The sequence below is a fragment of the Tsukamurella pseudospumae genome, from assembly GCF_001575195.1.
GTDB lineage: Bacteria > Actinomycetota > Actinomycetes > Mycobacteriales > Mycobacteriaceae > Tsukamurella > Tsukamurella pseudospumae.
Map to the genome: position 1 here is coordinate 153,669 of NZ_LSRF01000044.1, position 21,370 is coordinate 175,038.

The following is a 21,370-nucleotide window of genomic DNA, read 5'->3' on the forward strand; positions in this document are numbered from 1 at the left end:
GGCACCACTAGTCGCTGGAGATTCGGGTGCCGATGCGGTGCGTGTCGTAGAGCACACAACGCCGAGACGACGAGGCTCCGAGGTCCGAACGTCGACTGGGCGAACGTAACTCCCGTTTTGCTCGCTGAACTGACCCGAGGCTCCTCGTATCGCGCCGCAGCCGAAGAGGCAGGCGTCACCATGCAGGCGATCGCCCGGCACCGCCCGCGCGATCCAGAGTTTGCCTCGGCGATCGATTCCGCGCTCCGCGCCGGCCGTGATCCCAGCCTGGCTCACGGTTCCCACGGAGGCTGGAGGGCAGGCTGCCGTTGCCCTGAGTGCCGCACCTATCACGAAGCGACGCGCTAGGCCACCTGCCCTGCGTAGTCGTCCACGGCACTCAGCGTCCGAGGTTCGGAGGTTCCGATGCACCACCGTTGAGGTAGTTGCACATTCTCTTCGCGAGCGTGAGATCCTCCGTTTCCCAAGCCTTTCGGTTGCAGGAATCCTCGGAGTGCAACACCCAGTCACCCTCTTGCCGGTCCCAGTACGCGATGCCCCAAAACTCGGTGTTGCCCCAACCTTTGCGCTTGCCGAGCGCGCGAATCACGTAGCTCATGGAGACGATTCTGGATCGACCATCTAATCGCTGGCTTCGATTCCACTTGTCGCGCTGAGTGCCCGGTATAGGGTGCTGCGCCCGACCCCGATCCGCTCAGCAGCGACGGTCACGCTCTTCCCACTCGCGATGATCAGCTGCGCAGTCTCGAGCTGGTCCGGCGTCATCACCGGCTTCCGACCCCACCTGTTATGCCGTTCCCTGTAGCTGGCGACGCCGGCGGCCACCCGTTCGGCGGTGAGCTCGCGCTCGAACGCGGCGAGGCTGGCCATCACGTGGAAGATCAGCCGCCCGGTCGCGGTCGAGGTGTCAATGGTCTCGTGGAGCGACCGCAGGTGGATCCCGCGGTCGGAGAGCTCACCCACGACATCGAGCAGGTGCGGCAGGCTACGGCCGAGGCGGTCGAGACGCCAGATGACCAAGGTGTCCCCCGGCTCGAGTTCGGCAAGGCAGCGATCAAGGTCGGGCCGTGAGGTCTTCGCCCCCGAGCAGTGATCCTCGAACAACACCGTGACCCCGGCACGACGGAGGGCATCGCGCTGCATGTCGGATTTCTGCCGACCGTCGGTGGTGGACACGCGGCAGTAGCCGATGGTGCGGCAGCCGTCAGACTTCGGATTCTCGCTCATGACCGGATCGTCCCACTCACCCCTGACACTTCCCGTCCGGGACACCTTGAGCCGCTATCGATTCCGGGACGGGTACTCGGGACGAAGTGAGCTGGGACAACAACGCCGGGCCACACTGTCCCCATCAGAGGTGTAGTCGAGACGAGCGCTTGCGCTGACGATACCCGCATGTTAGCTTCCTTATGTGAGCACGACACGCTGCTCACTGCGATTACCTAACAAGGGGGTAGAAGATGGCAAGACAAGTAGTGAGTGACCTGGGCGCGCGGAGCGTCTTCACAGAATCGGCGGAGCGGTACCTCGATGCCCGGAAGGTGGTCGATGCATCCCGCGGCGAGCTCGTCGAGCGTGCGAGCAGGCACCCGTACCTCGTGCCTGATCTCGTCGAGGCGGGCCTCCCCGACATGGTGGCCCGCGGCGTTCTCAAAGACGCAGACGCGCTGGGGATCTGGACCGATCCCGACTATGTCGCAGCCCGGGACGTGCGTCCGACCGATGTGGTGGGCGTGGTTCCAAGTGGCAAGCGCGTGGCACTGCTGATGTTCACGGAGTACCTGGTGTACCTGCGGTCCACGGGATTCGGTGAACCACAGCAGCTTCGTGACAACGTGGCCTACCTCGCCACGGACTCCAAGCAGCGTCTCCAGCACGTTCACCCCGTGGAGGCTCGTTACACGATCGGGTCGGGCGCGGCGGTGGTCAACGCTGCATCAGCCCTGGGGATGGACCGTGTCGCGGCGTATCTCGATACTTCCGACCTCGAGTGGGGCCCCACGGATGTCTTCATTCTCGGAGACCGCCTCGACATCGATCTCCCGCTCGGTTTCGCGAACAGGGGCGGCGTCGCGGGTGTGCGCCACGTCCGACTCGACGACCTGATGCTTGCCGCGCAGTTCAAGGGCATTCCGAGCATCTGAAGGTTCCGAGACAAGGGGACCCCCGCCACTCGCGATGGCGGGGGTCCCCTCCGCGTACGGTACGCCCACACGACATTCAGGTCGATCGCAACCGCGAGGCGGCATCACCAGGCGGACGGAAATCAGCCGGGCGCCCGCCGATTCCCGATCGCCCGCCGTATCGCCGCCGCGAACTCCCCCGCGCTCTCGTACCGGTCGCGCGGATCCGGCGCCAACGCCGTGGCCAGCACGACGTCGAGATCGCCCAGCAGGTCCGTGGCCGGCGCCGGTCCCCCGCTTGCCCGCGCCATCATCTCTGCCGCCGTCCCACCCGCGAACGGCAGTGAGCCGGTCAGCAACTCGTACGCCGAGCACGCCAGCGAATACGTGTCGGCGCTTGGTCCGAAGAGCGTGCCATTCAGCACCTCCGGTGCGAGGTAGCGGGCATTGGACATCAGCACAGTCGGGCTCAGAATCTCTGACGGACTGGGGAAGCCGCTGAGCGCCGTGGTCACCAGAATCTCCCCATCGAGCAGTACATCGATCTCAGCTGGCTGCACCGTGCCGTGGACCAGTCCGTCCGCGGTCCAGGCATCGATCTGGTTAGCGACCGCAGTCACGATATCGACGACGAGCTCCGCCGGCAAAGGACCACGTGCCCGCAGGAGCGCAGACGCGTCGGTCGCGGTCGACATCGGTTTCCCCTACGCCGCCACGACGACCTTGGCGCCCACCCTCGAGAGGATCGGCTCGATCGCGGTGGCGACTCCTTCGTTGCCCTCCCAGCCGCGGTGCACGCCGATGAGGATCGCGCTCTTCGTCCGAGCGTCGACCACGAACACGGGAGCTCCGGAGTCGCCCTCCTTGGTCGCGAGACGGGTGCGGATCTGGGTCCCCGTCACCGAGACCAGCGGCGAGCAGACCACCTTGCTGATGGCACCGTCTACGCAGACGGGGGTGCCGGCGGGGAGGCGCTGCAGCGGGGCGACGGTCATCACGCCGCCCACCTTCCAGGTGCCGGCAATCGTGTCGTCGCCAGCGGCCGCGCGGGTCCAGATCACTCCGGCGTCGTCGGTGGGCGTCGCGGAGATCTGCTCGATGACGCCCAGCTCCAGCGCGCCCTTGCCGTCGGGGTGGACCTGCGCGGCGACAGGGCCGACCGCTCCGCTCCACCGCTCGGGGTGCTCGGTGTCGGGCGTCGCGCAGTGGCCAGCGGTGAGGAAACCCGTACGGCCCACCGCGATGATGGCCGGGCCGATCGTGCACTTGCGGTCGTGCACCTGCGCGTCCCACAGCGCGATCTTCACGCCCGGGGCCGGGGAGCCGTACTGCTCGAGCTGGTGGTCCAGCTGTGCCACGCCCTGCCCCGACACGTTCAGGTACTGCTGCGCGAGCGGCACAGAGTCCGTTCCGCCGACCGGATTCGCAGATGTCGGATCGACGGTCGGAGTCGCGGTAGCGCATGCAGCAGCAGCCAGGGACACAGCGCCCACCAGGGCCACACGTCGCATCAGCTGATTTCCTTGACCGACAGCAGGACCATCTCACCGTTGCTCAGGTGGAACGCGATGCTGCCATCCCAGGCCGCGACGCCACCGACGGCCTTGGTCTCGGTCGGAGGGTACAGACGCAGCTGCTCTGCGGCCTGTTCCTGCGCACGGCGGCGGTCTGCCTCCTGAGCAGCGAGCCACGCAGCGCGCTCGCGTTCCTGCCGGTGCGCCTGCTCAGCCAGGAGACGCTGCTGCTCAGCGAGGTTCGCTGCTTCTCGCTCGGCGGCAGCAGCACGGGCAGTCTCCGCAGCGAGGTGATCGGTTGCCTGAGCCTGCGCCTGCTGACGAATCGCGGCGGCGTTGCCGCCGTTGAGGAGGTTGACCTCGTCTTCGGCTTCTTCCTGGGAGAAGTTGCACGAGTGCACGATCCATTCGCCGTCGGGTGCGTAGTGACCGACCCACCACTTGTCCTTCCCGAGCCAGCCGCCACGCTCGAACTGAATCACGTACGCCACGGGTCAGCCTTTCGCCGTCGCGATGTTCAGCTGGATCTGGCCGCTTCGAGGCTCGATCACTTCGAGCCGCTCGGCCCGAAGCCCGGCGCGCAAGATCTCAGCGACATCGCGCCAGTGTGCGACGGTCTGGCCGACCTCGAGCTCGAACAAGACGCCCATGCTGGTTCGGTTACAGGCCATGCCAAGCAGCTTCGGTACGTGCGTCGTCGTCACTTGAGTGGTGGTGCCGGTCGGGTTCACGCGTGTCTCGGTGGTGGTTCGGACGAGCCCCGCCGCACTCATCAACGCTGTGACGGCCTGCTGGTCCCGGAGTATCTCAAGCGTTCGGCCGAACGTCGCGCCGATGTGCTCAATCACCAGTCGCCGCTGCGCTTCGTCACGAACCGACGCGGCGTCCCGCTCCACCTGTGCCAGTTCCTCGGCCGCTCGCCGCTCGAACTCGGCGCGCTCCGCTTCGAGTCGCCGCTGCGCTTCCTCGCGGATCTCGTCGTCTGTCGTCACAGCCCGCCGCCGCTCTTGCGCAGACGGTCCATCTCTTCCCGGACCGCGTTGTCTCTCTCGGCAGCCGCAACCTCCGCGGCGGCACGCTGGTCGGCCTCGGCGCGGAGCCGCACCTGTTCGGCCGCGCGCTGGCGGGCCTGCTCAGCGGCGCGTGCTTCCGCTTCGCGCTGCCGCTGTTCCTGCTCCTCCGCCGCGCGGACCATGTTCGCACGAGCATGCGCGCCTTCCGCTGCGAGCCGCTCAGCCTTAGCTGCCGTCTCTTGAGCCTTGCCGCTTCGCAAACCTGCAATCACTGCCCACGCGATCAGGGCCGCCACTACAAGAACGACCAAACCAGCGTGCTCGGAGACCCAGTCGCCGAGGCCACCACTGGCCGACCCGCCACCAGTCGACGTGGACGGCGTGAGAGTCGGTGTCTCACGCGCCTCCCGCTGACAGATCTTGATTTGCTCCGGCGTCACGCCGGGGCATTCCCAGGCGTACGCAGGCGCTACCGGCATAGTGGCTGAGACGCCCGACACGAGCACCGTTAGCAACACTGCCCGAGGTATCGGTCGTCCGATCATCCTGGCCATGCCCTACTCCCTCGAAATCGCCGCGGCAGTGCGGAGCGTTCTCTGTTTTAGAGAACCAGACTCCACCGACAAACTAGCTGATTCCGATAGGCGCTGGAAATAGCTGGTCTACTTTCGCTCTGGCTGGCAGCGAACCAGGCGGCTGTAGTGGACAGGCCATGAAGCCCGACCAGCAGCCATCTCTCGACCCGACCCTCGCCGCCCTGGGGAAACGCATCAGGAGCCGCCGTGAACAGCTTGGGCTCTCACAAGAGCAGGTCGCCGAGCGCGCCACCATGCACGTTTCAAACTTGGCACGCCTAGAGCGCGGTCGGCAGGGTCCACGGGTCCACCTGCTACTCCTCCTGGCCGAGGCGTTGGAAACCACGCCAGGCGTTCTCCTAGACGGGTTACCGTTGCCTGCCCTCGAAGTCGAAGAGGTGCAGATCGTCACCCGTGTTCGGCGGAAGCCCGCGCGATAGCCCTCTGAATCGACGTATCGCAACACTGCCAGTCCACGACGAAGACCCGCCACCTAAACGGTGACGGGCCTCCAGTCCGGGCGAGTAGCTACGCGGCGAGCGCGGCCAGGAGACCGGCGCGCTGCCGCTCCCCGAGGCCGGCGACGCGGCGGGTGGGAGCGATCTCCACCCCCGCCATGATCTCGCCAGCCTTGATCTTGCCGACCTTCGGCAGTGCTTCGAGCAGCGCCGAGACCTTCATCCTGCCGACGATGGGGTCCTCGGCGCGGGCCAGGACGTCGGCCACGGTGACGGTGCCGGACTTCAGGTCGGCCTTGAGCTGAGCGCGGGCAGTGCGGGCCGCAGCGGCATTCGCGAGCGCTCGGGCACGCTGCTCAGGGGTGAGCTCAGGCAGGGGCATGGTGTTCCTCCAGGTAGTGGACGTCGCTTTCGATCGGGACGGTAGCCGGAAGGTGCGACAGGAACCGGGTACGGCGCGTCGAGACAGTCGGGGCGCACCAGGCCCGTGTCTAGGAGGCGATGGGAAACTCCCGTCCGCGCTACAGCTGGTACCAGGAGCGGTGGGTGACGTACGCGGGCTCGAGGAGTCGTCGGCAGTTTCCGCAGACTCGGTGCTGGTGCCGTTGCGCGTGGCCGCAGGTCTGGCATCGGCGACGCCCGACGATCCGCATCCTGTGACGTACGACGTACGCGATCGCCACCAGCATGACGATGAGGGCCAGGCTGATCGGGTTCCTCCGCGAGCCGAGGTACCAGCCGACAAAGCTGAGCGCGCCGATGGCGTACGCGGCGAGGCAGAGATAGTGCACAAACATCCAGGCTGCGATTCGCGAGTACTCGGCGGTGACTGCCCGGAGACGTTCAGGGGGACGGTAGTCCACTAGTCGCGCCCCTCGGGACCCGCGGTGAAGCTGCCGGTCGCGTTGCTGCAACCGATCATCGCCTCGGATGAGGACGGCGCCTGGGAAATACGGAGCGCGCAGGACCACTCTCCGGTCCGGTAGTGCAAGCCGCGCCCCTCAGTGCGTCCGGCGGTGATCGCGGCGTTGTACTCGCGCGCGACAGCCAGTGCCTCTGCACAGTCGACGGTGCCCGTGTCGATGTAGATGTACTCGTTGGCACCTGTCGGGCTGGTGACGGTGCCGCAGGTGGTTCCGGCCTTCGAGGGTGCAGCGGCGGCAAACCCGATCGTCAGGGGGCTGACCGCGAGAGAGGTAGCGATGAAGGAAACGGCTGACGCGATGAACCGGGCAGACATGGCTCCGATCTTTACATGGCGCCCGACCGGGTGCAGGTCGATCATCAAGGCCGCGGGCGGGAACGTGCCGTTTGCGGCCTCTGCGTCGCGCCGGCCACGCCACGAACGAGTTCGGAACCGAACCGGGAGCTGGTGCGTCAAATGGGTATGGAGCATGAAAGAGACGACGACGCCCCCGCCCTGCCAGCGTGGGTGGAAGCTGAGCTGGCGGAGCGCCGGGAATTCTGGGCGGCGCTCCGCGACGGGGGTGCCACGACGCCCGCCGAAGAGTTGGAGTCGATCTGGCGCGAGATCGCGGGCGCGGAGCCGACGCCGTGACCCGCTGCGTCTGCAAGAATCCGGTCACGGACGCGGCAAGTGCTGGGCAAGCGCGCGCCAAGGGGCACCCGAGAACGTTCAGGTGACCACGGCTACAGGAGATTGGGGATGCGATGCAGCGGCGGAGGCTGTTCTGCCTGACCATGGCGGCGGTGCTGGCCACGACGGGGTGCGGCACGGCGATCTCCGGCGAGGCGACAGCTCCGGTGTCCGTCGCTGGTTCGTCATCGGTATCGCCGCTCCCCGCTGGGCTCGACGTCGGGGACAACCCGACAACGCCATACAAACCCGAACAGGGCAACCCTGACTCGCAGTGGATCGCCGAGGGCAACCGGATGCTCGAGATGCTCGTTGAGCCTGCCGATGCCGATCCGAGGCTGGTTGAAACGGTCAAGGACAAAGATCCGGTACCGAACATCGACGCGGTACTCGACAACTCGGTGACGGAGAAGCTGCACTTCATCGCGGGTACGAGCAAGGTCAGCATCGCGCTCAGCCGCGCCGACCGAGCCGACGCGCCCACGACCCAGGTGAGAATGTCCGCGATGCGTTTTAGCTCGGAGGTCGACAGCTCCGTCGCGTTCACCGCCGCGACGACGGTCTTCCGTGAGTCCACGGCAGTGACGGTCCCGAACCTGGGCGACGGCATCGCCGCCGAGATCGAGCCGGGCGCGGTCGACGTTCTGTTCAGACGGGGGTCGATCATCCTCAACGTGCACGTCAAGGGGCCCACGATCCAAACCTCGACCCAGCTCGCCGCGGACCTGTACGCCCGCCAGACGGTTGCGACTTCCAGGTTCAAGCAGACCCCCACGGAGTCGATCTTGTCGCTGCCGCTCGACCGGGACGGCGTGCTTGCCCGCTCGCTGGGGCTCGGGGGAACCGTCACGGATCGTGACCGCCAGCGGATCGGTCTGCTCGCGATGCCGGCCTTCGAGCGCCGCGTCGGCAGCGCCCCGATCATTGCTCAACTTCGTGAAGCCGGCGCGGATCTGGTCGGTTGGAACCTGGGCGTGGTGATCCGGCTGCGCGACGAAGCCGCCGCTCTCCGCTTCATCGACCAGGTTCGCGCGACGTCCAAGCGCAAACGTATCGACGGCGTGCTGCACATCGGTGACACTCTGCAGTGCACTCAGGGTGATCGAGCAGACGATGTCTCGTGCGCGATGATCGTCGGCCGCTATTACGCGAACGTGCACGGATCCGACCCGTACGTCGTCCGCCAGATGGCCGCCGCGCAGTGGGCGATACTCACCCAGAACCCGTAGCCAGGAGACCACGTGACGCATCTTGCTCGGATGATCCTCAGCCTCGGAGCTATTGCCGTGCTCGCGACAGGATGCGGCACAACGGTGGCAGGGACCGCGGTGCCCGACCCGAACGCCCCGGCGGTCAAGCTCGACACCGGTGGCCTGTCGACGAAGCCGCGGACGCCGACTGCGCCCGGCTCGCAGCGCAAGGTCCTCGCAGCGAACATGGTCTCCGAGCGGGCGGTGCTGCTCTCGGACATCGCCCCCACCTATGTCGAAGGCGGCGCGCAGACTGCGGTCACCGCCCGCAACTTCATCTCCCTCGGAACCGACGACACGGACCGCCTGTCCAAGCGCGGCTTCGTCTACGGATTCTCCGACCGCCGAAGTCCGGTGAAGAACTCGAATGAGGGTTTGGCGATCTACCTGATCCGCATGACCGACGAAGCCGCCGCTAAAGGGGCCGTCGACGACTTCCGCGCCGAGGGTGGGGCCACCGAGCCGTTCCCCGAACGGCCTGAGGTCTCTGTCCGAAAGACTGCGCCCGACGACACGTTCAAGTTCACCCGGTACACCGCCTACACCGCGGTCGGCCCTCTGCTGATCATCGTCTCGCCCTGGGCCACCGACGAGAACAACGCTCGCGACTTGATCACCAAGGCCATCGACGCACAGAAGGTCAAGCTGACCGGATTCACCTCTCCCGGACCATCCGACATCGCGGGTCTGCCACTCGACAAGGATGGGGTCGTCAGCCTCACCGTCACCCCCGAGCAGATCGACGGCGGCACGTTCAACAACTTCTTCGGGTTCTTCGAGCGCCCCGCTGCCCTGCACTGGGATGACAACCCGGTGGCTGCCGCGAAGATCTTCGGCGAGACGGGCATGGACCTCGTCGGCCTGGGCAGGAACACCGTCTACCGCACCCGTGACGCCGCCGCGGCTAAGCGATTCGTCGACCTGGCCGAGTCGGAGTGGCTCGGACACCTGGTCTCCGCGCAGCCCTTTACGATCGATGGCCTCCCAGATGCCAAGTGCCGCACGCATAAACTGTGGGAAGGGTCCGATAAGCAGCTGGTCACCTGCTACCTCGCGGTCGGAAGGTACGTCTCGGCATTCACCGATAGCCAGGCGGTCCGGGTCCGGCAGGTCACCTCGGCGGCCTACCTCATCTTGAAGCACGCCGAGTAACCGTTCACACCGCCCGCACAGCGGCCTGGTGCGTAGTTGGCGTGGACTAGCGTCCACGGGTCGGTTCAGCGGCCGCAAAGACCGATGCCCGCCACCGGATCATCGGCGGCGGGCATCAGACCGGCGAATAGGCGCGTCAGCGCAGGTTCACGACGATCACGGTCCCGTCCAGGTCAGTCAGCCGGCGCGGGAACGGATCCGGCGCCTGTTCCGCGCCGCCGTACATATCCGGTACCACGAGCTCGATCCGCACCCGGCTCGCCGCCCGGTCCCCTGCCGGATAAATCTCCACCAGCACCTCGCCCAGCTGCGCCGAGACGTGCTCAGGTCCTCCCCCGTGTCGCTCGCGCGTCCACTGAATCCCCAGAGCCGCGCGGTACCACTCCGCCGATGCCTCGACATCGCTCACGTAGAGCACCAGTGTCGAAAGCCGCGGTACCCGGCGAGCCCGCATCGCCGCGGCCGCCCACTCCCTCGCCTCGGAGACGGCGGCGTCGATCCGGGCCCGCTCCTCCGGCGTCATCGGGCGCGGAGCCAGCGCCTGCCGGCCCCACCGCACATCCTCGGCGAGCCTGTCCCGGTACGCCCGCAACTGCGGCAGGATCCACTTCGCGCTGCCGGCGGGCGGGCACCCGTAGCCGCTCAGCCAGCGCTCCGCAGCCGCCGCCAGCTTTTCGTCGGTGTCGGTCGCGGCCACCGGAACCCGCTGCGCCTGGGCCTGATCGAGATCCATCGGATGTGTCCGGTCGATCCACTGCAGCCACATCCCTTCCGGCGTAGTCCACGTCCGCATCCGACCCGGCATCGGACACGGCGGGCCAGCGACGGCGTCTCCCGCCACGACGGGTGCGGGCTCCGGCCCTCCCAGCTCGTGACGAAGCAGCTCGAGCTCGCGGCGCCATCGTGTTCTCCACCGGACTCCCTCGACTTCCACCTCGCGGTGCTGGTCGGCCGCGCGCCGGGCCACCGCCTCAGCGACCAGGGCCTCGATCTCGGCGTCGCTGGTCTCGCTCGTTACGGTAAGCGGGATCCATCGCTGGTCCGCGGCATTGGGCGCGAGGCCGCCGCCCGCGGCCCAGTGCGCGTGGTGGGTTCGGCTGTGTCCCGGCTTGCAGCGGTCACGCTCTGCGATCACCGCAGCTGTCCAGCTCGCCTTCCAGCCGTCTGCAGCGACATCCACGGCATCGTGCAGCCTCTTCATGTGGAACTCACTGGTGGATGCCACGAGCCGATCGATCTCGGCGTCGGTCACCGCTGCACTCACAGTGAATTCGACATGACCGCCGGCAGCGATGTCGGTGAAGGTACGGGTAGGCTCGTCGCCGGTCACTTCGCCCCCTTCGAGACTTCGAGAGCGGGGTGGATCGCCCCGTTCTCGTCCGCTGCGTACCAGGCGTAGGCGGTGTAGGTCTGGGTGGCGCCGAAAAGTGTTGCGCGCCCGGAGAGCAGGCTCCCGCTGAGCCGGACGCGGCCACCTTCTTCAGCCCACTTCTCGAGGGCCTGCCGGAGAATTCTCGGCCCCTCGCGGCGCCAGTCGGCGATCGGGAACGTCGACTCGACCGGCTCGGCACCGCTCCGATCGACGAGCACGACGCGATCCGCGTGGTGCAGAGCTGTCGGCGGGTGCTCGGTGTAGCCGAGCGCGGCGTCAACCGCTTCGACAAGCCGGTCCAGGGAAGAGCTGACCGCCAACTGCACCGCGAACGTGTCCTCGGACAGCCCCTTTCGCGTCAGGCCCAGCACCTGCTCGTGGACTGCCGCCATCTCTGCGTCTACGGCGTCGAGAAGTTCGATGCGGCGGCGGTATCCTTCACTGCTCACGCTGCGCCTCCTCGATCTCGGCCTCGACCTCCGCGACGAGACGCGCGATTCCGAGCCGGACAGCAACGTGGCTTGACAGACCACGCGGGCTCGGCGGGACCAGAGCCTTGAGCTGCGCTACGGCGAGGTCGATCGTGGCCTTGATCTGGTGAGCGTCGATCAACGACCTGCGCCAGTACGCGTAGTCGGCGCCCGGGCGCTCCGCCGAAGCCAGCCGGTCGAAGAGGAACGAACGGAGCTCCGCCTCCGAGGACGGGGACGAATCGAGGTCGTGACCGGTGGGCGCCGCGCGGCCGCGCACGACGACCGCGACCTTCCCGACGTGGGCCGTCACGGCCTCGATCCGCGCGTCCGGATCACTGGGCTCGCTGGTCGCGCTGCCGTGCACGGCAACCACCTCGTCGAGAACGACTTCGAGGTTCCGTTCGGTGCGCAACTCGATCAGGGCCGGCGCGGCGGGTTCGCCGACCGCCACCTCGATCCTCGTGCCGCCGATCGTGACGGTGGTGGACTCCGAGTCCGTGCCGTCACCGCCGGTGTGCGGGGACCACGGCGGCGGGGCAGTGCTGGCGATCGCGGCGAGGACGCCGACCAGGTCGCGGGCGTCGTTGGCCTCGACGAGCAGCAGGACGCGTGTGAGAACAGTAGCGGGCATGGGGGATGCCTTCCGGTGACAACGATCTCGCCGCACCCCGGGTGAGGGTGCGGCTAGCGTTGGTTCCCGCTGCTCGCCGTCATCTGCACAGGTTGAGCCTATCGCGAGCAGCCGACGTCCAGGCAACTCGCGCCGTACTCGTCGATTCCAGTCTCGGCCACCGAGCCTGCCGGCCATGGGAAACGATCTCAAGGACCTACTCGACACCGCCCGCGCTCAAGGCTGGGAAGTCTCCCGCACCGGCAGCGGACACTGGCGCTGCGTGCCGCCGGACCGCGCAGCGCAGATCGTCATCGTGCCCAGCACCAGTGCGCGGCTCGACAACGTGCGAGCTGACCTGCGACGGAGCGGACTCGTTCTCTAAGTTGGCGAGAAGTTGGTCGGCAAGTCCCCGTACCAGCGGGAATCTGCAGAAGTCGACCAGCACCGGGCAACGGGGCCAGATCCAACGTTTCGTTAGTTCCGTACCTTGACGACCCAGATCAGCTGGCCCGCCGACTCGCCGTCGGTCGACCTGATACACGTGAGAGTCTGGCCCGATGCGCCCCGCCTCGTGGTGCCCACCTCGTAACAATTGTGTCCAGGCTGAGGAGCATTCGCCGCTTCCTCCGCTCGGGAGTACGCCGGGCCGCCGTTCTTCTGGTAGCAGTACTCGGAGTACCTCATCGTGCCGTCGCTCCACAGTGCCGGGCCCGGCGTCCCCTCCAGGCACTTCAGCACTGTCGGGGTGGCAGCGGGCGCAACCGTCGTGGCCGCTGCCACGGTTGTCGTGACCGGCACCGACGTCGTAGTCAAAACCGGCGCAGACGACGACGTCGAGATCGACGTGGTCACCGTCGGGGGCGCTGTCGTTGTCGAGTTCGTGACCGCAGCGGAAGCCTCATCCCCGGCTCGGCTCACGTACACGCCGAGCACCGTCGCCGCGACCGCGAACACCGCCACGACCGCAGCCAGAATCGGCACCATCCGCGACTTCCCCTGCGCCGGGCCACCGCCCGACTCCTTTACCGAACGCAGCTCCGTCACCGCATTCGGCTCCAGCCCGGCGGCACGCGCCGGCAACGTCGCAGCTGTCATCGTCCGCACGTACGCCGGGTCCACCTCGGCGCCGGCGGCTTCCTGCAGCGCCGCGACGAACTCCGCGCACGACTGATACCGGTCGTCGGGTTTCTTCGCCAGGACCTTCGCGAAGACGGCGTCGAGCGCGACCGACAGCTTCGGCGCGACGGTGCCCACCGACGGCGGAACCTGGTTCAGGTGCGCGTTCATCAGCGCGGTGATCGACCTGCCCGAGAACGGCGGCTGCCCCGTCAGCAGGTGGAACGCGGTGCAGCCGAGCGAGTAGATGTCAGCACGGTTGTCGAGGTCCTCCCCCTCGATCGCCTCCGGCGAGATGTACTGCATCGTCCCGACCGTGATCCCGGTCGACGTCAACGACGTCGCCTCCCCCGCGGCCTTGGCGATGCCGAAGTCCGCAAGCTTCACCGACTCGATCTGCGGCGCACCGTCCGTGTCGTCGATCCCCACCAAGATGTTGGCGGGCTTGACGTCCCGGTGTGTGATCCGCTGCTTGCGCCACGCGTAGTCCAGCGCCGCACCGGCACCCGAGACCAGCTGCACCGCCAGGTCAGGGTCGAGCGGACCGTCAGCCTTGAGCAGCTCCGCGGCGTCGGTGCCGGCGACGTACTCCATCGTGATCCACAGCCGGTCCTCGAACTCACCCCGGTCGTGCAGCGTGACGATGTTCGGGTGGGACAGCTGCGCGAGGAGGTCGGCCTCGCGCTGGAACCGAGCCTTGAAGTCGTCGTTGCGGCTCACACCGGAATCGAGCAGCTTCAACGCATCCTGGCGGGGCAGCCGCGGGTGCTCGACCAGGAACACCTGCCCCATGCCACCGGCACCCAGCTGGCGGATGACGCGGTACCCGGCGATCTCGGTGATGGACATGTGGGCGATTCTGGCAGGTGGTCACGGCCGGCGGCTCGGGCGGGGGGTTCGCAGGCCAGAGGGTGTTTCGACTGATATGTAGATCCGTTTGTCAACCGCTCATGGTGAGACCGCCCCGATCGTGGGATCGGGGCGGTCTCGGTGTTGGTCGTCGCGGGTGGGGGTGCTTGAGGTGCCGTTGTTCTCGACGGTGGGGTCGGACTGATATGCGCGGGTTGGGTACCGCAGAACGGTGTTCGACTCCGGAACGCTTGCCGCGGTCTAGGGACGTGCGTCACGCAACCTTCAGCGGAAGGTGTTGTGGCACATAGTCGAATCGCGGGTTCGTTCGGTCTGCTACCTCGGGTTCACCTACGGGCGGCGGCCAAGTCTCTTGGTGGGGCTCGGCTGGTTAGGCGACTGCTTGCTCAGTGGTGTCGAGGGTTGCCAGTGACCAGCACCAGCCTGCGAGTTCGCGGGCGATCGCCACGTTGGCGGTGTTGGTGTTCTTCCGGCGGTCGTCGAAGGCGACCCATCGACGGTGCAGGCGCCGGTTCCCGGCGTGGCCGCGGTCCTTGAGCGTGGGGCCGGCCTCGGCCCACCGTGCCCGCATCACAGTGCCGGGGTTGGTGTAGGCGCGGCGGTGGTGCCAGGCCGCCTCGACGAGCAGACGCCGGGCGTGGCCGTTACCTGCCTTAGTGATCGATCCCTGGCTGCGGCTCTGCCCGGACGAGTACTCCGAGGGCACCAGGCCGACGTACGCGCCGATCGAGGACCCGGTGAACCGGCTCCAGTCGCCGATCTCCACCGCCAGGCCCATCGCGGTCAAGGTCGAGATGCCCCGCAGGCACCCCAGCCGGGTGACGATCGGCCGATAGGTGTCGGTCGCAGCCATCGCTTCGATCTTCTCGTCCAGCGCGTCACGCCGGGCCACGGTGGTCAGCACCGCATCGAAGTTGTTGTCGAAGGTCGCGGCCAACGCCGACTGGTCGAACTTCTGCTGCCGCAGCCAGCGCTCATGCGCGCAGGTCCATGCGTGACTACCCGAGTAGATGATTCCCTGTCGCAGCAGCAGTTTCGACAGGCGGTGCCGTGCCCGCATCAGATCACCACGGGCATCCTCGCGGGCACGGAGCAGGTCCCGGGCGCCACGTCCGGGACGGTCACCGCGGTGACCTCTCCGAGCCGCAGCAGCCGCGCCAGATGCTCCGCATCGCGGGCATCGGTTTTGACCCGGTCGCCGGACGGGCGCAGCAGCTTCGACGGGGCCGCAACCACGCACTCGATTCCCGCTGCGGTGAGAAACCGGGCGAGACCAAAACCGGTGGGTCCGGCCTCGTAGACCACCCGCACCGGGCCCGCCAACCTGGTCAGCCACGCCAGGATCACAGGCAACTCCGGGCACAGTCGATCCCGCAGCACCTTTCCCGACTGCTCATCGATCGCGTGCGCGACCACGGAACGGGCGTGCACATCCAGTCCGACATTCGTACGATAGGTAGTCACCGGGGGCCTCCTGACCTCTGCAATGTGGCCCTACCAGGATCAACCTTCCTGGCAACCCACGTCCTGTTTGCAGCCGAGGCCTCCGGCCCCAACCCCCATATCGTCTAGGGGATGAAGCCCTCGGGCAGTTCGTACCACGAGAGACCGGGCATGCGGCCCGCATCGGAGCTGCCGATGCCCGGCGCGTTCCGCGCCAGCACTGTCATTGACCAAAGCCTTAACGCCGCTGATAGGACGACGGCTGTCCCAGGTGTCTCGGACCGAGCACAAAAGTCCGCGTCGTCTGTGAGAATGTCGCCATGATTAGGGTTGCGCTCGATGCACGACGCCAGCGAGATAACGGCGTGGCTCGCGTAACCCGGCTGGTCGCGACAGCGCTCAGCCTGTTGCCAATCCGATTGGTCCTGCTGGGCCCCGTCGAGGAGCTCCGCGACCAGTTCCCTGAAGCCGAGTTGGTACCCTACGATCCTCCGCTATTGTCGTTGCGCGACCTCTATGGCCTATCGACTCTGCTCGACACGCTTGATATCGACTGCTTCGTTGCACCGCAGTTCTACAACTCGCCATGGACAAAATGCCCTCAAGTGCGAATCCTTCACGACACCTTTCCACTCGAACCTGGCGCACGCTTACCTGGCGCGTCGGATGCAGAACGCGCGTTCGGCGTCGAGGGTTTGCGCGGCGTAAGCGCCGCTCTGCTTGGTTCCATCCCGTCCGAGGAACATCGCTGGGCAGCGGACCTTTATCGAGCCTACTACGATCTCGCAGTCAAGAACGCAGCAGTAGTCCTGACGGTTTCTTCGGCATCAAGGTCGAGCCTCGAAAGGCATTTTCCAGAGACTATCAGGAAGATCGAGGTGCTACCGTTGGCGCCAGATCCAAGCTTGGTCAGCACACCAATCCCTATCATAGCTGAACGTGCGAATGACATCATCCACGTAAGTAAGTTCGAGCCACGCAAGAACCAGTTGACGATGCTCGATGCCTGGGGTTCCCTGGCTGACATTTTACCGCGCTTTCGCGCCTGCATGGTCGGCTCACCAAGCACCCTCTTCTCTGATTACGGGGCCAAGGTATCGCGATCCATTGAACGAGGTCAGGCGAACGGTTGGCTTGAATATCACACAGCGATAGACGACATTCGCCTCGGAGAGTTCTACCGAGCCTCGAAGATCTTGTGTGCTCCTTCAACGGCAGAGGGTTTCGGGTTGCCAGCACTTGAAGGTCTCGCGAACGGGTGTGCCGTCATCGCTCGGCCCGGCACCGCGATCGACGAGATCTGCGGAGCAGAGGCTGTACACGCCGACTCTGCGGGATCCATCGCCAACGCAGTCGCCGAACTTCTTGCCGACCCCGATTCCCTCCAGCAAAGGTCCGTGTCTGGCTTACGCCATGCGTCAAAGTTCACAGTCGAACGAACTGCAGGAGGACTGATGAATGCCATCGACCAAGCCCTCGACGTAGAACTGCCGCGCCCCTTGGCGAGGGGCGCGGCAGACACGGCTGATCAGGACTTCGATCACGAGGTGAAGTACTCGTAGGCTCGCCACGCCACAGTTGCTAGGTTGGCGAGGATACGAGTGGTCACACCGATCCATCGAGCGCGGCGGTACCGACGTTCTGCGTCGGGCTTGTCAGGGGCATTATTCGTCGTCATGGACACCATGAAACGCAGACAGCAGGGACGAGTCACGCTAGGAGGGCGACCGTTGCAGAAACCGGCATCCTTGACGCATACGGAATCCGGGCTCGGCCAGTTGCCGGTGATCACGTCGGCAGAAGTGAACTTGATGCGCCGCTGGCTCTGGGAGCAGTTCAACATCTCGGCGCACTTCCGCACGGAAGCACCGGGGTTCGCAATCCGTGAATGGAACACCGATCCAGTGGCCTGTGCGCGCAGTCTGGTAGCAACGCTCAACCGCATGCTCCAAGAGGGCGAGTGCGTGGCTCGCGATGCGATCACATGGGCCCGCAGTGCGTCGGTGGAGGGCCGCAAGGTCTCCCGGGTGGTGATCGCATCGGATCTAGGTCTGCAGCCGCGCGACTTGCATCGGCACCTAGCAACGGTTGATGAAGCGATCGCTAGGCACGCCTCGAAGTTCGGATTCGAGCGCACCAAGCACATCACGACTCGCGAGAAGGTCATCTCCGGACTTGTCCAGGCTGCTGCCGCCCGAATACAGGGTTCGATAGACGAGGCCGATGGCTTTTACCTCGCTGCGGCCGATCTGGCGGACCTTCCAACGACAGTCCGAATTCTCCCTGTCGGTCGCGACCGAACGACGCGCACCCGTGTGAGGCATCGAGCCCGCCGGACTCTCCCGCTGTCACCCAAGGTGTCACCGGAGGGAGCCGCGCACGACATCCTGGTTATGCGGTCTTCGCTCGAGAGCGATCCTGCCGAGGCGCTTAGGCAGTTGGAACACGCATGGCGTATTGGTGATTTCGCGGCGCTACCACTTTTGCTCCAGCACGCGTTGTCAGCGGCTCCTGACCCCGTGTCCGTCGGTCCTAACTTACGAGCATGGCTGCTCGAGGTCGGGGCGAACATTTTCCGCGACGCGGAGTCGCTGATGGCACTGACGTGGACGTCTGCCTGGATCCGTGAGGCGACCGCGGACGCCCCTGGCGCGAGGCGGATCGCGGCAAACGGTCGGAAGACCCGGGCGCACGTTCTGCAACTCCACGGTTTCCTCGACGCCGCCGGTGACGAGTTAAAGCTGGCGACGGAGGCCTTTGCCGAAGTCGATCACCGGATTGAGGACTACCAGATCATCAAGGCTGATCTACAGGTCAGATCTGTCGCCCTGGCCGCCCTATCCGGGGATGTCGTGCTCGCGCACGACCTGCTCGAGAAGATCGAAGACAACGTGTCTGATCAGATGAAACTCGGTGCACAACGCTACCGCTTACAAATTGAGAGCATGGCTGTTGCTCGCACGCTCCAGCGAAGATCTTTTTCTCGAGTCAGAGCCGCCAAGTATGAACACGCGCTATCACGGCTAAGCGCTGCACTACCGAGCGTTCCCGCTGACCGACGGCTTACCGTTGTCGACACTGTGATCGCGGCCGCCGTGAGGGTCGGCGACGTGGCCTCGATTCGCACATTCGTCGACCAGATCGATTGGGTCGAAGCAAGTGCACAGCCCAATATCAAGTTCAGACTCGCAGGCCGCCTCAAGCAGGCCGCGAAGTTGCCGTTGCTGGGCGATCTCGGTGATATTCGACTCGGCAGCGAGTACCACCCTCTTCGATCTGCTGGTATGGTGCCGCGGGATCTTAGATACCTGATGTGACTGGAAAAGTGGACGACCATTAGCATTCTTCGGCGTGAGCAGGCGTCGTCACGGAGCGTGCGCATTCAATCCTCGCGTTCGAGCTCCTCGGCTGGGCGCGCGTTGATCCGCTGGAAGAAGTCGTGCAGCCACCGGATCCCGTAGAAGGTCGCCAGGGCGAGGACGCTGGCGAGGAGAGCGTCGGTCACTCCCCTAGCCCCTCCACCTCGCGGCGGATCGACTCAGCCTCAGCCTCAGCCTCCGGCGACAGCAGGCCACCGTCGCGCAGCACCTGCCAGTAGGCGCGGCGGTTCGCCAGCTCCTGCTCGACCCAGGCGGGGAGGTCGCGCGGCTCTGGGTCGGTCACCTGATCACGCGAGCGCCGTGGCGCGGTCGATTCGGTTGGCCAACGCGGCCATCGCGACCTCCACCACCAGGACCAGCGCCGGGAGCAGGTACGCCCACGCCGGCGCGCCCGTCAGCACGAAGACGAGGAGGAGCGCGGTGACGGCGGTGGCGCCGGTGATGGTGCGCGTGATGGTCATGGGCTCAGTATGCGCGCGGGGCTGACTTTGGGTGATGGAACCGGCGCTCGGCAGCGCGTGCCGGACAACGCCGTACGTCCTTGACCGCGCAAAGGATGTCGGTGGCCGCCGCTACTGTGCCGTGCATGAGCAGCACCGAAATCGCCGCCGCCATGGTCGCGTACATCCGCTCGGCGGGGTGCGCACTGCAGATCGAGGTTGCCGACCACCTTGAGGAACGGTACGGCCAGGCCGCGGTCTACATCGATGAGATGAGTGGAAACCGGAGGATCCGCCGCTCGGTCCTCGACAGATTCAACTCGCAGAAGGCGGCGGCTGGCATCGCCTGGAATCGCCACATCCTCGGGTGGGAACTCGAGGGCCGCTAGCCTCGGGTCCAAGTTGCGGCACGTTCCGTCCCAGAGCCAGCACGGCGCGGTTCGCCCCGAGTTTCGTGAGTGAGCCGCCACAACTTTCGGCTCGGTGAACAATGGTCGGATGCCACTGAACTTCAGGCTCAAGAGCCGTTGGAGGAACCCGCCCGCCCCCGAAGGAGGGACCACTGACGACTGCATCTGGAACCGCACGTGGTGTGGGTGGGATCCCGATCTGTCCGCTGAGGACATCTTCGAGCAGAATCGGGGAGTCTGGAACCTTGGCAGCGCGGCGCACGAGGAGCGCGTCGCCACGATGTCGTTCGACGGGGCGATCCAGATTGTCGCGGCGATCGACCATATCGAGGACATCGAGATGAAGGCCGGCGGCTACAAGCAGGCGGTCGTGGGCCGAGTACTGGGCCCTGGGGATCCGGCCTACAGGCGTTACTTCCTGAAGGACTTCGAGGCGAAGGGGCGGAACCCGGTCAGCTACCACTGAGCTGCGCTCGGTGTTCTGAATTGCCGTCCTGACGTCGCGGGCGCTGGACAGGCGCCTATTCCCCCGTTTCCTGAACCTCCCGCCGGATCGCCTCAGCCTCAGCTTCCGGGGTGAGCGCGCCGCCGTCCTGGAGCGTGGTCCAGAACCGGCGCCGGTTCGCGAACTCGGCCTCGACCCAGGCGGGGAGGCTGGGAGGTTCGGGTTCAGTCAAAGCGTTCGGACTCGCTGAGCTTGCCAGTGACCCATGCTTGCGCCGTGAACAGATGTCCGTCGTCGCACTTGCGCTGTTCCACGCCAAGGTCCGGAATGTGCCGGACGGGCATACTGTCGGCGCCGCAGTCTGGGCAGTCTGCCGAACGAGGTTCCCTGATCCACTGACCGTACTTGGGCGCCATTCCGTGATCCTAAGGCCAGGTCACCCCGCCGCGGGGCGCTTCCCGTCGAGCCACGGATGCCCGTCCGGCAACCCCACGCGCGGGTCGTCGATCAGCGCCGTCAGCTCGGCCGGCAGCAGGTCCGGGCTCTCGGACGTCGGCCGCTCGAGCAGGTCCCACCGGCCGCTGTAGTTCTCGATCTTCGTGTCGTGCAGGCGCGCCTGATCCATCCCAGCTCGCCGCTCCCGCTTCGGGTTCGGGGTCTTGAGCCAGTCGGTGTGCTGCAGGTGCGTCGCGGCGGTGAGGTGATCGCGCGGGATCACGTAGCCCTTCAACGGAGAATCGCCCGGCGGCACCACCACGAGGACGAACCACTCGCGGTCGGAGGCGTCGTTCTGGCCGACGGTCTTGCCCACCAGCCACCGCACCGACTGGCCCGGGCGCTGCTGCGTGACGGTCTTGACCTGCAGCTCGATCATCGGCCGATCCGGCAGCTCCGTGTTGACCGCGAGGATGTCGGTGCGCGCCAGACCGTCACGGGTGAGCGCGGTCGCCCAGCCGCGGCGTGCGAGTTCGGAGCAGACCCAGTGCTCGCCGACGGACTTGACCAGCTTCTTGTCCACGGCATGAGGCTACCGGGGCACCCAGGGCCCGTTTTGAGAGTTTCCGGCTCACAGCGAAACCTGTCGCCTGAGTGATGTAGAAACACAGGGTACGAGGACAGTTCGGGC

The 21,370-nt window shown here is 66.3% G+C and carries 29 protein-coding genes and 1 pseudogene; 10 read left to right on the forward strand and 20 right to left on the reverse strand.

Going from position 1 to position 21,370, the window contains the following annotated elements; genetic code table 11:
* Positions 1-379 precede the first annotated feature (379 nt).
* Together AXK60_RS26500 and AXK60_RS13645 are read right to left on the reverse strand one after the other, a co-directional pair.
* Complete coding sequence (locus AXK60_RS26500) at positions 380-598, reverse strand: hypothetical protein (protein ID WP_139057952.1); 219 nt, start codon at positions 596-598, stop codon at positions 380-382.
* 23 nt (positions 599-621) lie between these two features.
* Positions 622-1,227, reverse strand: a complete 606-nt coding sequence (locus AXK60_RS13645; RefSeq protein ID WP_068571682.1) for a recombinase family protein — start codon at positions 1,225-1,227, stop codon at positions 622-624.
* Positions 1,228-1,460: 233 nt separating this feature from the next.
* Here AXK60_RS13645 and AXK60_RS13650 point away from each other — a divergent pair, with 233 nt between their 5' ends.
* On the forward strand, positions 1,461-2,144 hold the full coding sequence (locus AXK60_RS13650) for a hypothetical protein (RefSeq protein WP_139057953.1): 684 nt from the start codon (positions 1,461-1,463) through the stop codon (positions 2,142-2,144).
* 122 nt (positions 2,145-2,266) lie between these two features.
* Here AXK60_RS13650 and AXK60_RS13655 read toward each other — a convergent pair whose 3' ends face one another.
* From AXK60_RS13655 to AXK60_RS27020, 5 genes are read right to left on the reverse strand one after another with little or no spacing between them, the layout of a single operon-like run.
* Complete coding sequence (locus AXK60_RS13655; protein ID WP_068571684.1) at positions 2,267-2,818, reverse strand: protein kinase domain-containing protein; 552 nt, start codon at positions 2,816-2,818, stop codon at positions 2,267-2,269.
* 9 nt (positions 2,819-2,827) lie between these two features.
* Positions 2,828-3,634: a chymotrypsin family serine protease gene (locus AXK60_RS13660; protein WP_139057954.1), complete on the reverse strand. Its 807-nt coding sequence runs from the start codon at positions 3,632-3,634 to the stop codon at positions 2,828-2,830.
* Complete coding sequence (locus AXK60_RS13665; RefSeq protein WP_068571686.1) at positions 3,634-4,128, reverse strand: hypothetical protein; 495 nt, start codon at positions 4,126-4,128, stop codon at positions 3,634-3,636. Before AXK60_RS13665 ends, AXK60_RS13660 begins: the two co-directional genes overlap by 1 nt.
* Before the next feature lie 3 nt (positions 4,129-4,131).
* On the reverse strand, positions 4,132-4,629 hold the full coding sequence (locus tag AXK60_RS13670) for a hypothetical protein (protein ID WP_068571687.1): 498 nt from the start codon (positions 4,627-4,629) through the stop codon (positions 4,132-4,134).
* A complete protein-coding gene (locus AXK60_RS27020) occupies positions 4,626-5,204 on the reverse strand; it encodes a hypothetical protein (protein WP_175400019.1) in 579 nt (192 codons plus the stop codon). The genes AXK60_RS13670 and AXK60_RS27020 overlap by 4 nt, the downstream gene beginning before the upstream one ends.
* Positions 5,205-5,362: 158 nt before the next feature.
* Between AXK60_RS27020 and AXK60_RS27950 the strand changes: the two genes are divergently transcribed.
* Positions 5,363-5,665, forward strand: a complete 303-nt coding sequence (locus AXK60_RS27950) for a helix-turn-helix domain-containing protein (protein ID WP_068571689.1) — start codon at positions 5,363-5,365, stop codon at positions 5,663-5,665.
* Between the two features lie 88 nt (positions 5,666-5,753).
* On the opposite strand, the gene mihF is transcribed toward AXK60_RS27950, so the two are convergent.
* From mihF to AXK60_RS13695, 3 genes are all read right to left on the reverse strand, one after another.
* On the reverse strand, positions 5,754-6,065 hold the full coding sequence (gene mihF / locus AXK60_RS13685; protein ID WP_068571690.1) for an integration host factor, actinobacterial type: 312 nt from the start codon (positions 6,063-6,065) through the stop codon (positions 5,754-5,756).
* A gap of 139 nt (positions 6,066-6,204) precedes the next feature.
* Positions 6,205-6,474 carry a hypothetical protein gene (locus tag AXK60_RS13690; RefSeq protein ID WP_139057957.1) on the reverse strand — a complete coding sequence of 90 codons (270 nt, stop codon included), beginning with the start codon at positions 6,472-6,474 and terminating at the stop codon, positions 6,205-6,207.
* Between the two features lie 71 nt (positions 6,475-6,545).
* Positions 6,546-6,968 (reverse strand): hypothetical protein, encoded by a 423-nt coding sequence (locus tag AXK60_RS13695; protein ID WP_068571692.1) that lies wholly within the window; start codon positions 6,966-6,968, stop codon positions 6,546-6,548.
* Positions 6,969-7,070: 102 nt separating this feature from the next.
* On the opposite strand from AXK60_RS13695, the gene AXK60_RS27025 reads away from it, so the two are divergent.
* The 3 genes from AXK60_RS27025 to AXK60_RS13705 all read left to right on the forward strand — a co-directional run bounded on the left by AXK60_RS27025 (position 7,071) and on the right by AXK60_RS13705 (position 9,682).
* Positions 7,071-7,241, forward strand: coding sequence for a hypothetical protein (locus AXK60_RS27025; RefSeq protein ID WP_175400020.1), 171 nt, complete (start codon positions 7,071-7,073; stop codon positions 7,239-7,241).
* A gap of 113 nt (positions 7,242-7,354) precedes the next feature.
* Positions 7,355-8,509 (forward strand): DUF7373 family lipoprotein, encoded by a 1,155-nt coding sequence (locus AXK60_RS13700; RefSeq protein ID WP_068571693.1) that lies wholly within the window; start codon positions 7,355-7,357, stop codon positions 8,507-8,509.
* 12 nt (positions 8,510-8,521) lie between these two features.
* Positions 8,522-9,682 carry a DUF7373 family lipoprotein gene (locus tag AXK60_RS13705; RefSeq protein WP_139057959.1) on the forward strand — a complete coding sequence of 387 codons (1,161 nt, stop codon included), beginning with the start codon at positions 8,522-8,524 and terminating at the stop codon, positions 9,680-9,682.
* 136 nt (positions 9,683-9,818) lie between these two features.
* Here AXK60_RS13705 and AXK60_RS25890 read toward each other — a convergent pair whose 3' ends face one another.
* From AXK60_RS25890 to AXK60_RS13720, 3 genes are read right to left on the reverse strand one after another with little or no spacing between them, the layout of a single operon-like run.
* Positions 9,819-11,012: a VOC family protein gene (locus tag AXK60_RS25890; RefSeq protein WP_068571695.1), complete on the reverse strand. Its 1,194-nt coding sequence runs from the start codon at positions 11,010-11,012 to the stop codon at positions 9,819-9,821.
* Positions 11,009-11,503 carry a hypothetical protein gene (locus tag AXK60_RS13715; RefSeq protein WP_139057960.1) on the reverse strand — a complete coding sequence of 165 codons (495 nt, stop codon included), beginning with the start codon at positions 11,501-11,503 and terminating at the stop codon, positions 11,009-11,011. The genes AXK60_RS25890 and AXK60_RS13715 overlap by 4 nt, the downstream gene beginning before the upstream one ends.
* Entirely contained in the window at positions 11,493-12,158 is a 666-nt protein-coding gene (locus AXK60_RS13720; RefSeq protein WP_068571697.1) for a hypothetical protein, read from the reverse strand. The genes AXK60_RS13715 and AXK60_RS13720 overlap by 11 nt, the downstream gene beginning before the upstream one ends.
* A gap of 175 nt (positions 12,159-12,333) precedes the next feature.
* Between AXK60_RS13720 and AXK60_RS13725 the strand changes: the two genes are divergently transcribed.
* Positions 12,334-12,522, forward strand: coding sequence for a hypothetical protein (locus tag AXK60_RS13725; protein ID WP_068571698.1), 189 nt, complete (start codon positions 12,334-12,336; stop codon positions 12,520-12,522).
* Between the two features lie 92 nt (positions 12,523-12,614).
* Here the strand turns inward: AXK60_RS13725 and AXK60_RS25895 are convergent, their stop codons facing one another.
* Both AXK60_RS25895 and AXK60_RS13735 read right to left on the reverse strand, forming a co-directional pair.
* Complete coding sequence (locus AXK60_RS25895; protein ID WP_139057962.1) at positions 12,615-14,105, reverse strand: serine/threonine-protein kinase; 1,491 nt, start codon at positions 14,103-14,105, stop codon at positions 12,615-12,617.
* A gap of 391 nt (positions 14,106-14,496) precedes the next feature.
* A pseudogene (locus tag AXK60_RS13735) lies at positions 14,497-15,590 on the reverse strand (IS110 family RNA-guided transposase).
* 299 nt (positions 15,591-15,889) lie between these two features.
* On the opposite strand from AXK60_RS13735, the gene AXK60_RS25900 reads away from it, so the two are divergent.
* Both AXK60_RS25900 and AXK60_RS13740 read left to right on the forward strand, forming a co-directional pair.
* Complete coding sequence (locus tag AXK60_RS25900; protein ID WP_082778027.1) at positions 15,890-17,131, forward strand: glycosyltransferase family 4 protein; 1,242 nt, start codon at positions 15,890-15,892, stop codon at positions 17,129-17,131.
* Between the two features lie 114 nt (positions 17,132-17,245).
* Entirely contained in the window at positions 17,246-18,886 is a 1,641-nt protein-coding gene (locus tag AXK60_RS13740) for a hypothetical protein (RefSeq protein ID WP_139057963.1), read from the forward strand.
* Between the two features lie 65 nt (positions 18,887-18,951).
* On the opposite strand, the gene AXK60_RS27830 is transcribed toward AXK60_RS13740, so the two are convergent.
* Genes AXK60_RS27830 through AXK60_RS27035 form a run of 3 tightly spaced genes read right to left on the reverse strand, consistent with a single transcriptional unit; the run spans position 18,952 to position 19,410 of the window.
* Complete coding sequence (locus AXK60_RS27830; protein WP_280512889.1) at positions 18,952-19,074, reverse strand: hypothetical protein; 123 nt, start codon at positions 19,072-19,074, stop codon at positions 18,952-18,954.
* The gene (locus AXK60_RS27030; protein ID WP_175400021.1) at positions 19,071-19,232 is read right to left on the reverse strand and encodes a hypothetical protein; all 162 of its coding nucleotides are present in this window, start codon (positions 19,230-19,232) and stop codon (positions 19,071-19,073) included. Before AXK60_RS27030 ends, AXK60_RS27830 begins: the two co-directional genes overlap by 4 nt.
* 4 nt (positions 19,233-19,236) lie before the next feature.
* The gene (locus AXK60_RS27035) at positions 19,237-19,410 is read right to left on the reverse strand and encodes a hypothetical protein (protein ID WP_175400022.1); all 174 of its coding nucleotides are present in this window, start codon (positions 19,408-19,410) and stop codon (positions 19,237-19,239) included.
* A 125-nt stretch (positions 19,411-19,535) separates the two neighbouring features.
* Here AXK60_RS27035 and AXK60_RS13745 point away from each other — a divergent pair, with 125 nt between their 5' ends.
* Both AXK60_RS13745 and AXK60_RS13750 read left to right on the forward strand, forming a co-directional pair.
* Entirely contained in the window at positions 19,536-19,778 is a 243-nt protein-coding gene (locus AXK60_RS13745) for a DUF6953 family protein (RefSeq protein ID WP_068571700.1), read from the forward strand.
* Between the two features lie 109 nt (positions 19,779-19,887).
* Positions 19,888-20,265, forward strand: a complete 378-nt coding sequence (locus AXK60_RS13750; protein WP_068571701.1) for a hypothetical protein — start codon at positions 19,888-19,890, stop codon at positions 20,263-20,265.
* Between the two features lie 203 nt (positions 20,266-20,468).
* On the opposite strand, the gene AXK60_RS26510 is transcribed toward AXK60_RS13750, so the two are convergent.
* Both AXK60_RS26510 and AXK60_RS13755 read right to left on the reverse strand, forming a co-directional pair.
* Positions 20,469-20,660, reverse strand: coding sequence for a hypothetical protein (locus AXK60_RS26510; RefSeq protein ID WP_139057964.1), 192 nt, complete (start codon positions 20,658-20,660; stop codon positions 20,469-20,471).
* 20 nt (positions 20,661-20,680) lie between these two features.
* Entirely contained in the window at positions 20,681-21,262 is a 582-nt protein-coding gene (locus AXK60_RS13755; RefSeq protein ID WP_068571702.1) for a hypothetical protein, read from the reverse strand.
* Positions 21,263-21,370 lie beyond the last annotated feature (108 nt).

Excerpts from the sequence above, each read along its gene's own strand:
- AXK60_RS25895 (WP_139057962.1), bottom strand. The coding sequence starts at position 14,105 with ATGTCCATCACCGAGATCGCCGGGTACCGCGTCATCCGCCAGCTGGGT.
- AXK60_RS25900 (WP_082778027.1), top strand. The coding sequence starts at position 15,890 with ATGATTAGGGTTGCGCTCGATGCACGACGCCAGCGAGATAACGGCGTG.
- AXK60_RS13740 (WP_139057963.1), top strand. The coding sequence starts at position 17,246 with ATGGACACCATGAAACGCAGACAGCAGGGACGAGTCACGCTAGGAGGG.
- AXK60_RS27020 (WP_175400019.1), bottom strand. The coding sequence starts at position 5,204 with ATGGCCAGGATGATCGGACGACCGATACCTCGGGCAGTGTTGCTAACG.
- mihF (WP_068571690.1), bottom strand. The coding sequence starts at position 6,065 with ATGCCCCTGCCTGAGCTCACCCCTGAGCAGCGTGCCCGAGCGCTCGCG.
- AXK60_RS13695 (WP_068571692.1), bottom strand. The coding sequence starts at position 6,968 with ATGATCGACCTGCACCCGGTCGGGCGCCATGTAAAGATCGGAGCCATG.
- AXK60_RS13750 (WP_068571701.1), top strand. The coding sequence starts at position 19,888 with ATGCCACTGAACTTCAGGCTCAAGAGCCGTTGGAGGAACCCGCCCGCC.
- AXK60_RS13700 (WP_068571693.1), top strand. The coding sequence starts at position 7,355 with ATGCAGCGGCGGAGGCTGTTCTGCCTGACCATGGCGGCGGTGCTGGCC.
- AXK60_RS27950 (WP_068571689.1), top strand. The coding sequence starts at position 5,363 with ATGAAGCCCGACCAGCAGCCATCTCTCGACCCGACCCTCGCCGCCCTG.
- AXK60_RS13650 (WP_139057953.1), top strand. The coding sequence starts at position 1,461 with ATGGCAAGACAAGTAGTGAGTGACCTGGGCGCGCGGAGCGTCTTCACA.
- AXK60_RS26510 (WP_139057964.1), bottom strand. The coding sequence starts at position 20,660 with ATGGCGCCCAAGTACGGTCAGTGGATCAGGGAACCTCGTTCGGCAGAC.
- AXK60_RS27035 (WP_175400022.1), bottom strand. The coding sequence starts at position 19,410 with ATGACCATCACGCGCACCATCACCGGCGCCACCGCCGTCACCGCGCTC.
- AXK60_RS13745 (WP_068571700.1), top strand. The coding sequence starts at position 19,536 with ATGAGCAGCACCGAAATCGCCGCCGCCATGGTCGCGTACATCCGCTCG.
- AXK60_RS27025 (WP_175400020.1), top strand. The coding sequence starts at position 7,071 with ATGGAGCATGAAAGAGACGACGACGCCCCCGCCCTGCCAGCGTGGGTG.
- AXK60_RS13720 (WP_068571697.1), bottom strand. The coding sequence starts at position 12,158 with ATGCCCGCTACTGTTCTCACACGCGTCCTGCTGCTCGTCGAGGCCAAC.
- AXK60_RS13645 (WP_068571682.1), bottom strand. The coding sequence starts at position 1,227 with ATGAGCGAGAATCCGAAGTCTGACGGCTGCCGCACCATCGGCTACTGC.
- AXK60_RS13725 (WP_068571698.1), top strand. The coding sequence starts at position 12,334 with ATGGGAAACGATCTCAAGGACCTACTCGACACCGCCCGCGCTCAAGGC.
- AXK60_RS13660 (WP_139057954.1), bottom strand. The coding sequence starts at position 3,634 with ATGCGACGTGTGGCCCTGGTGGGCGCTGTGTCCCTGGCTGCTGCTGCA.
- AXK60_RS13655 (WP_068571684.1), bottom strand. The coding sequence starts at position 2,818 with ATGTCGACCGCGACCGACGCGTCTGCGCTCCTGCGGGCACGTGGTCCT.
- AXK60_RS26500 (WP_139057952.1), bottom strand. The coding sequence starts at position 598 with ATGAGCTACGTGATTCGCGCGCTCGGCAAGCGCAAAGGTTGGGGCAAC.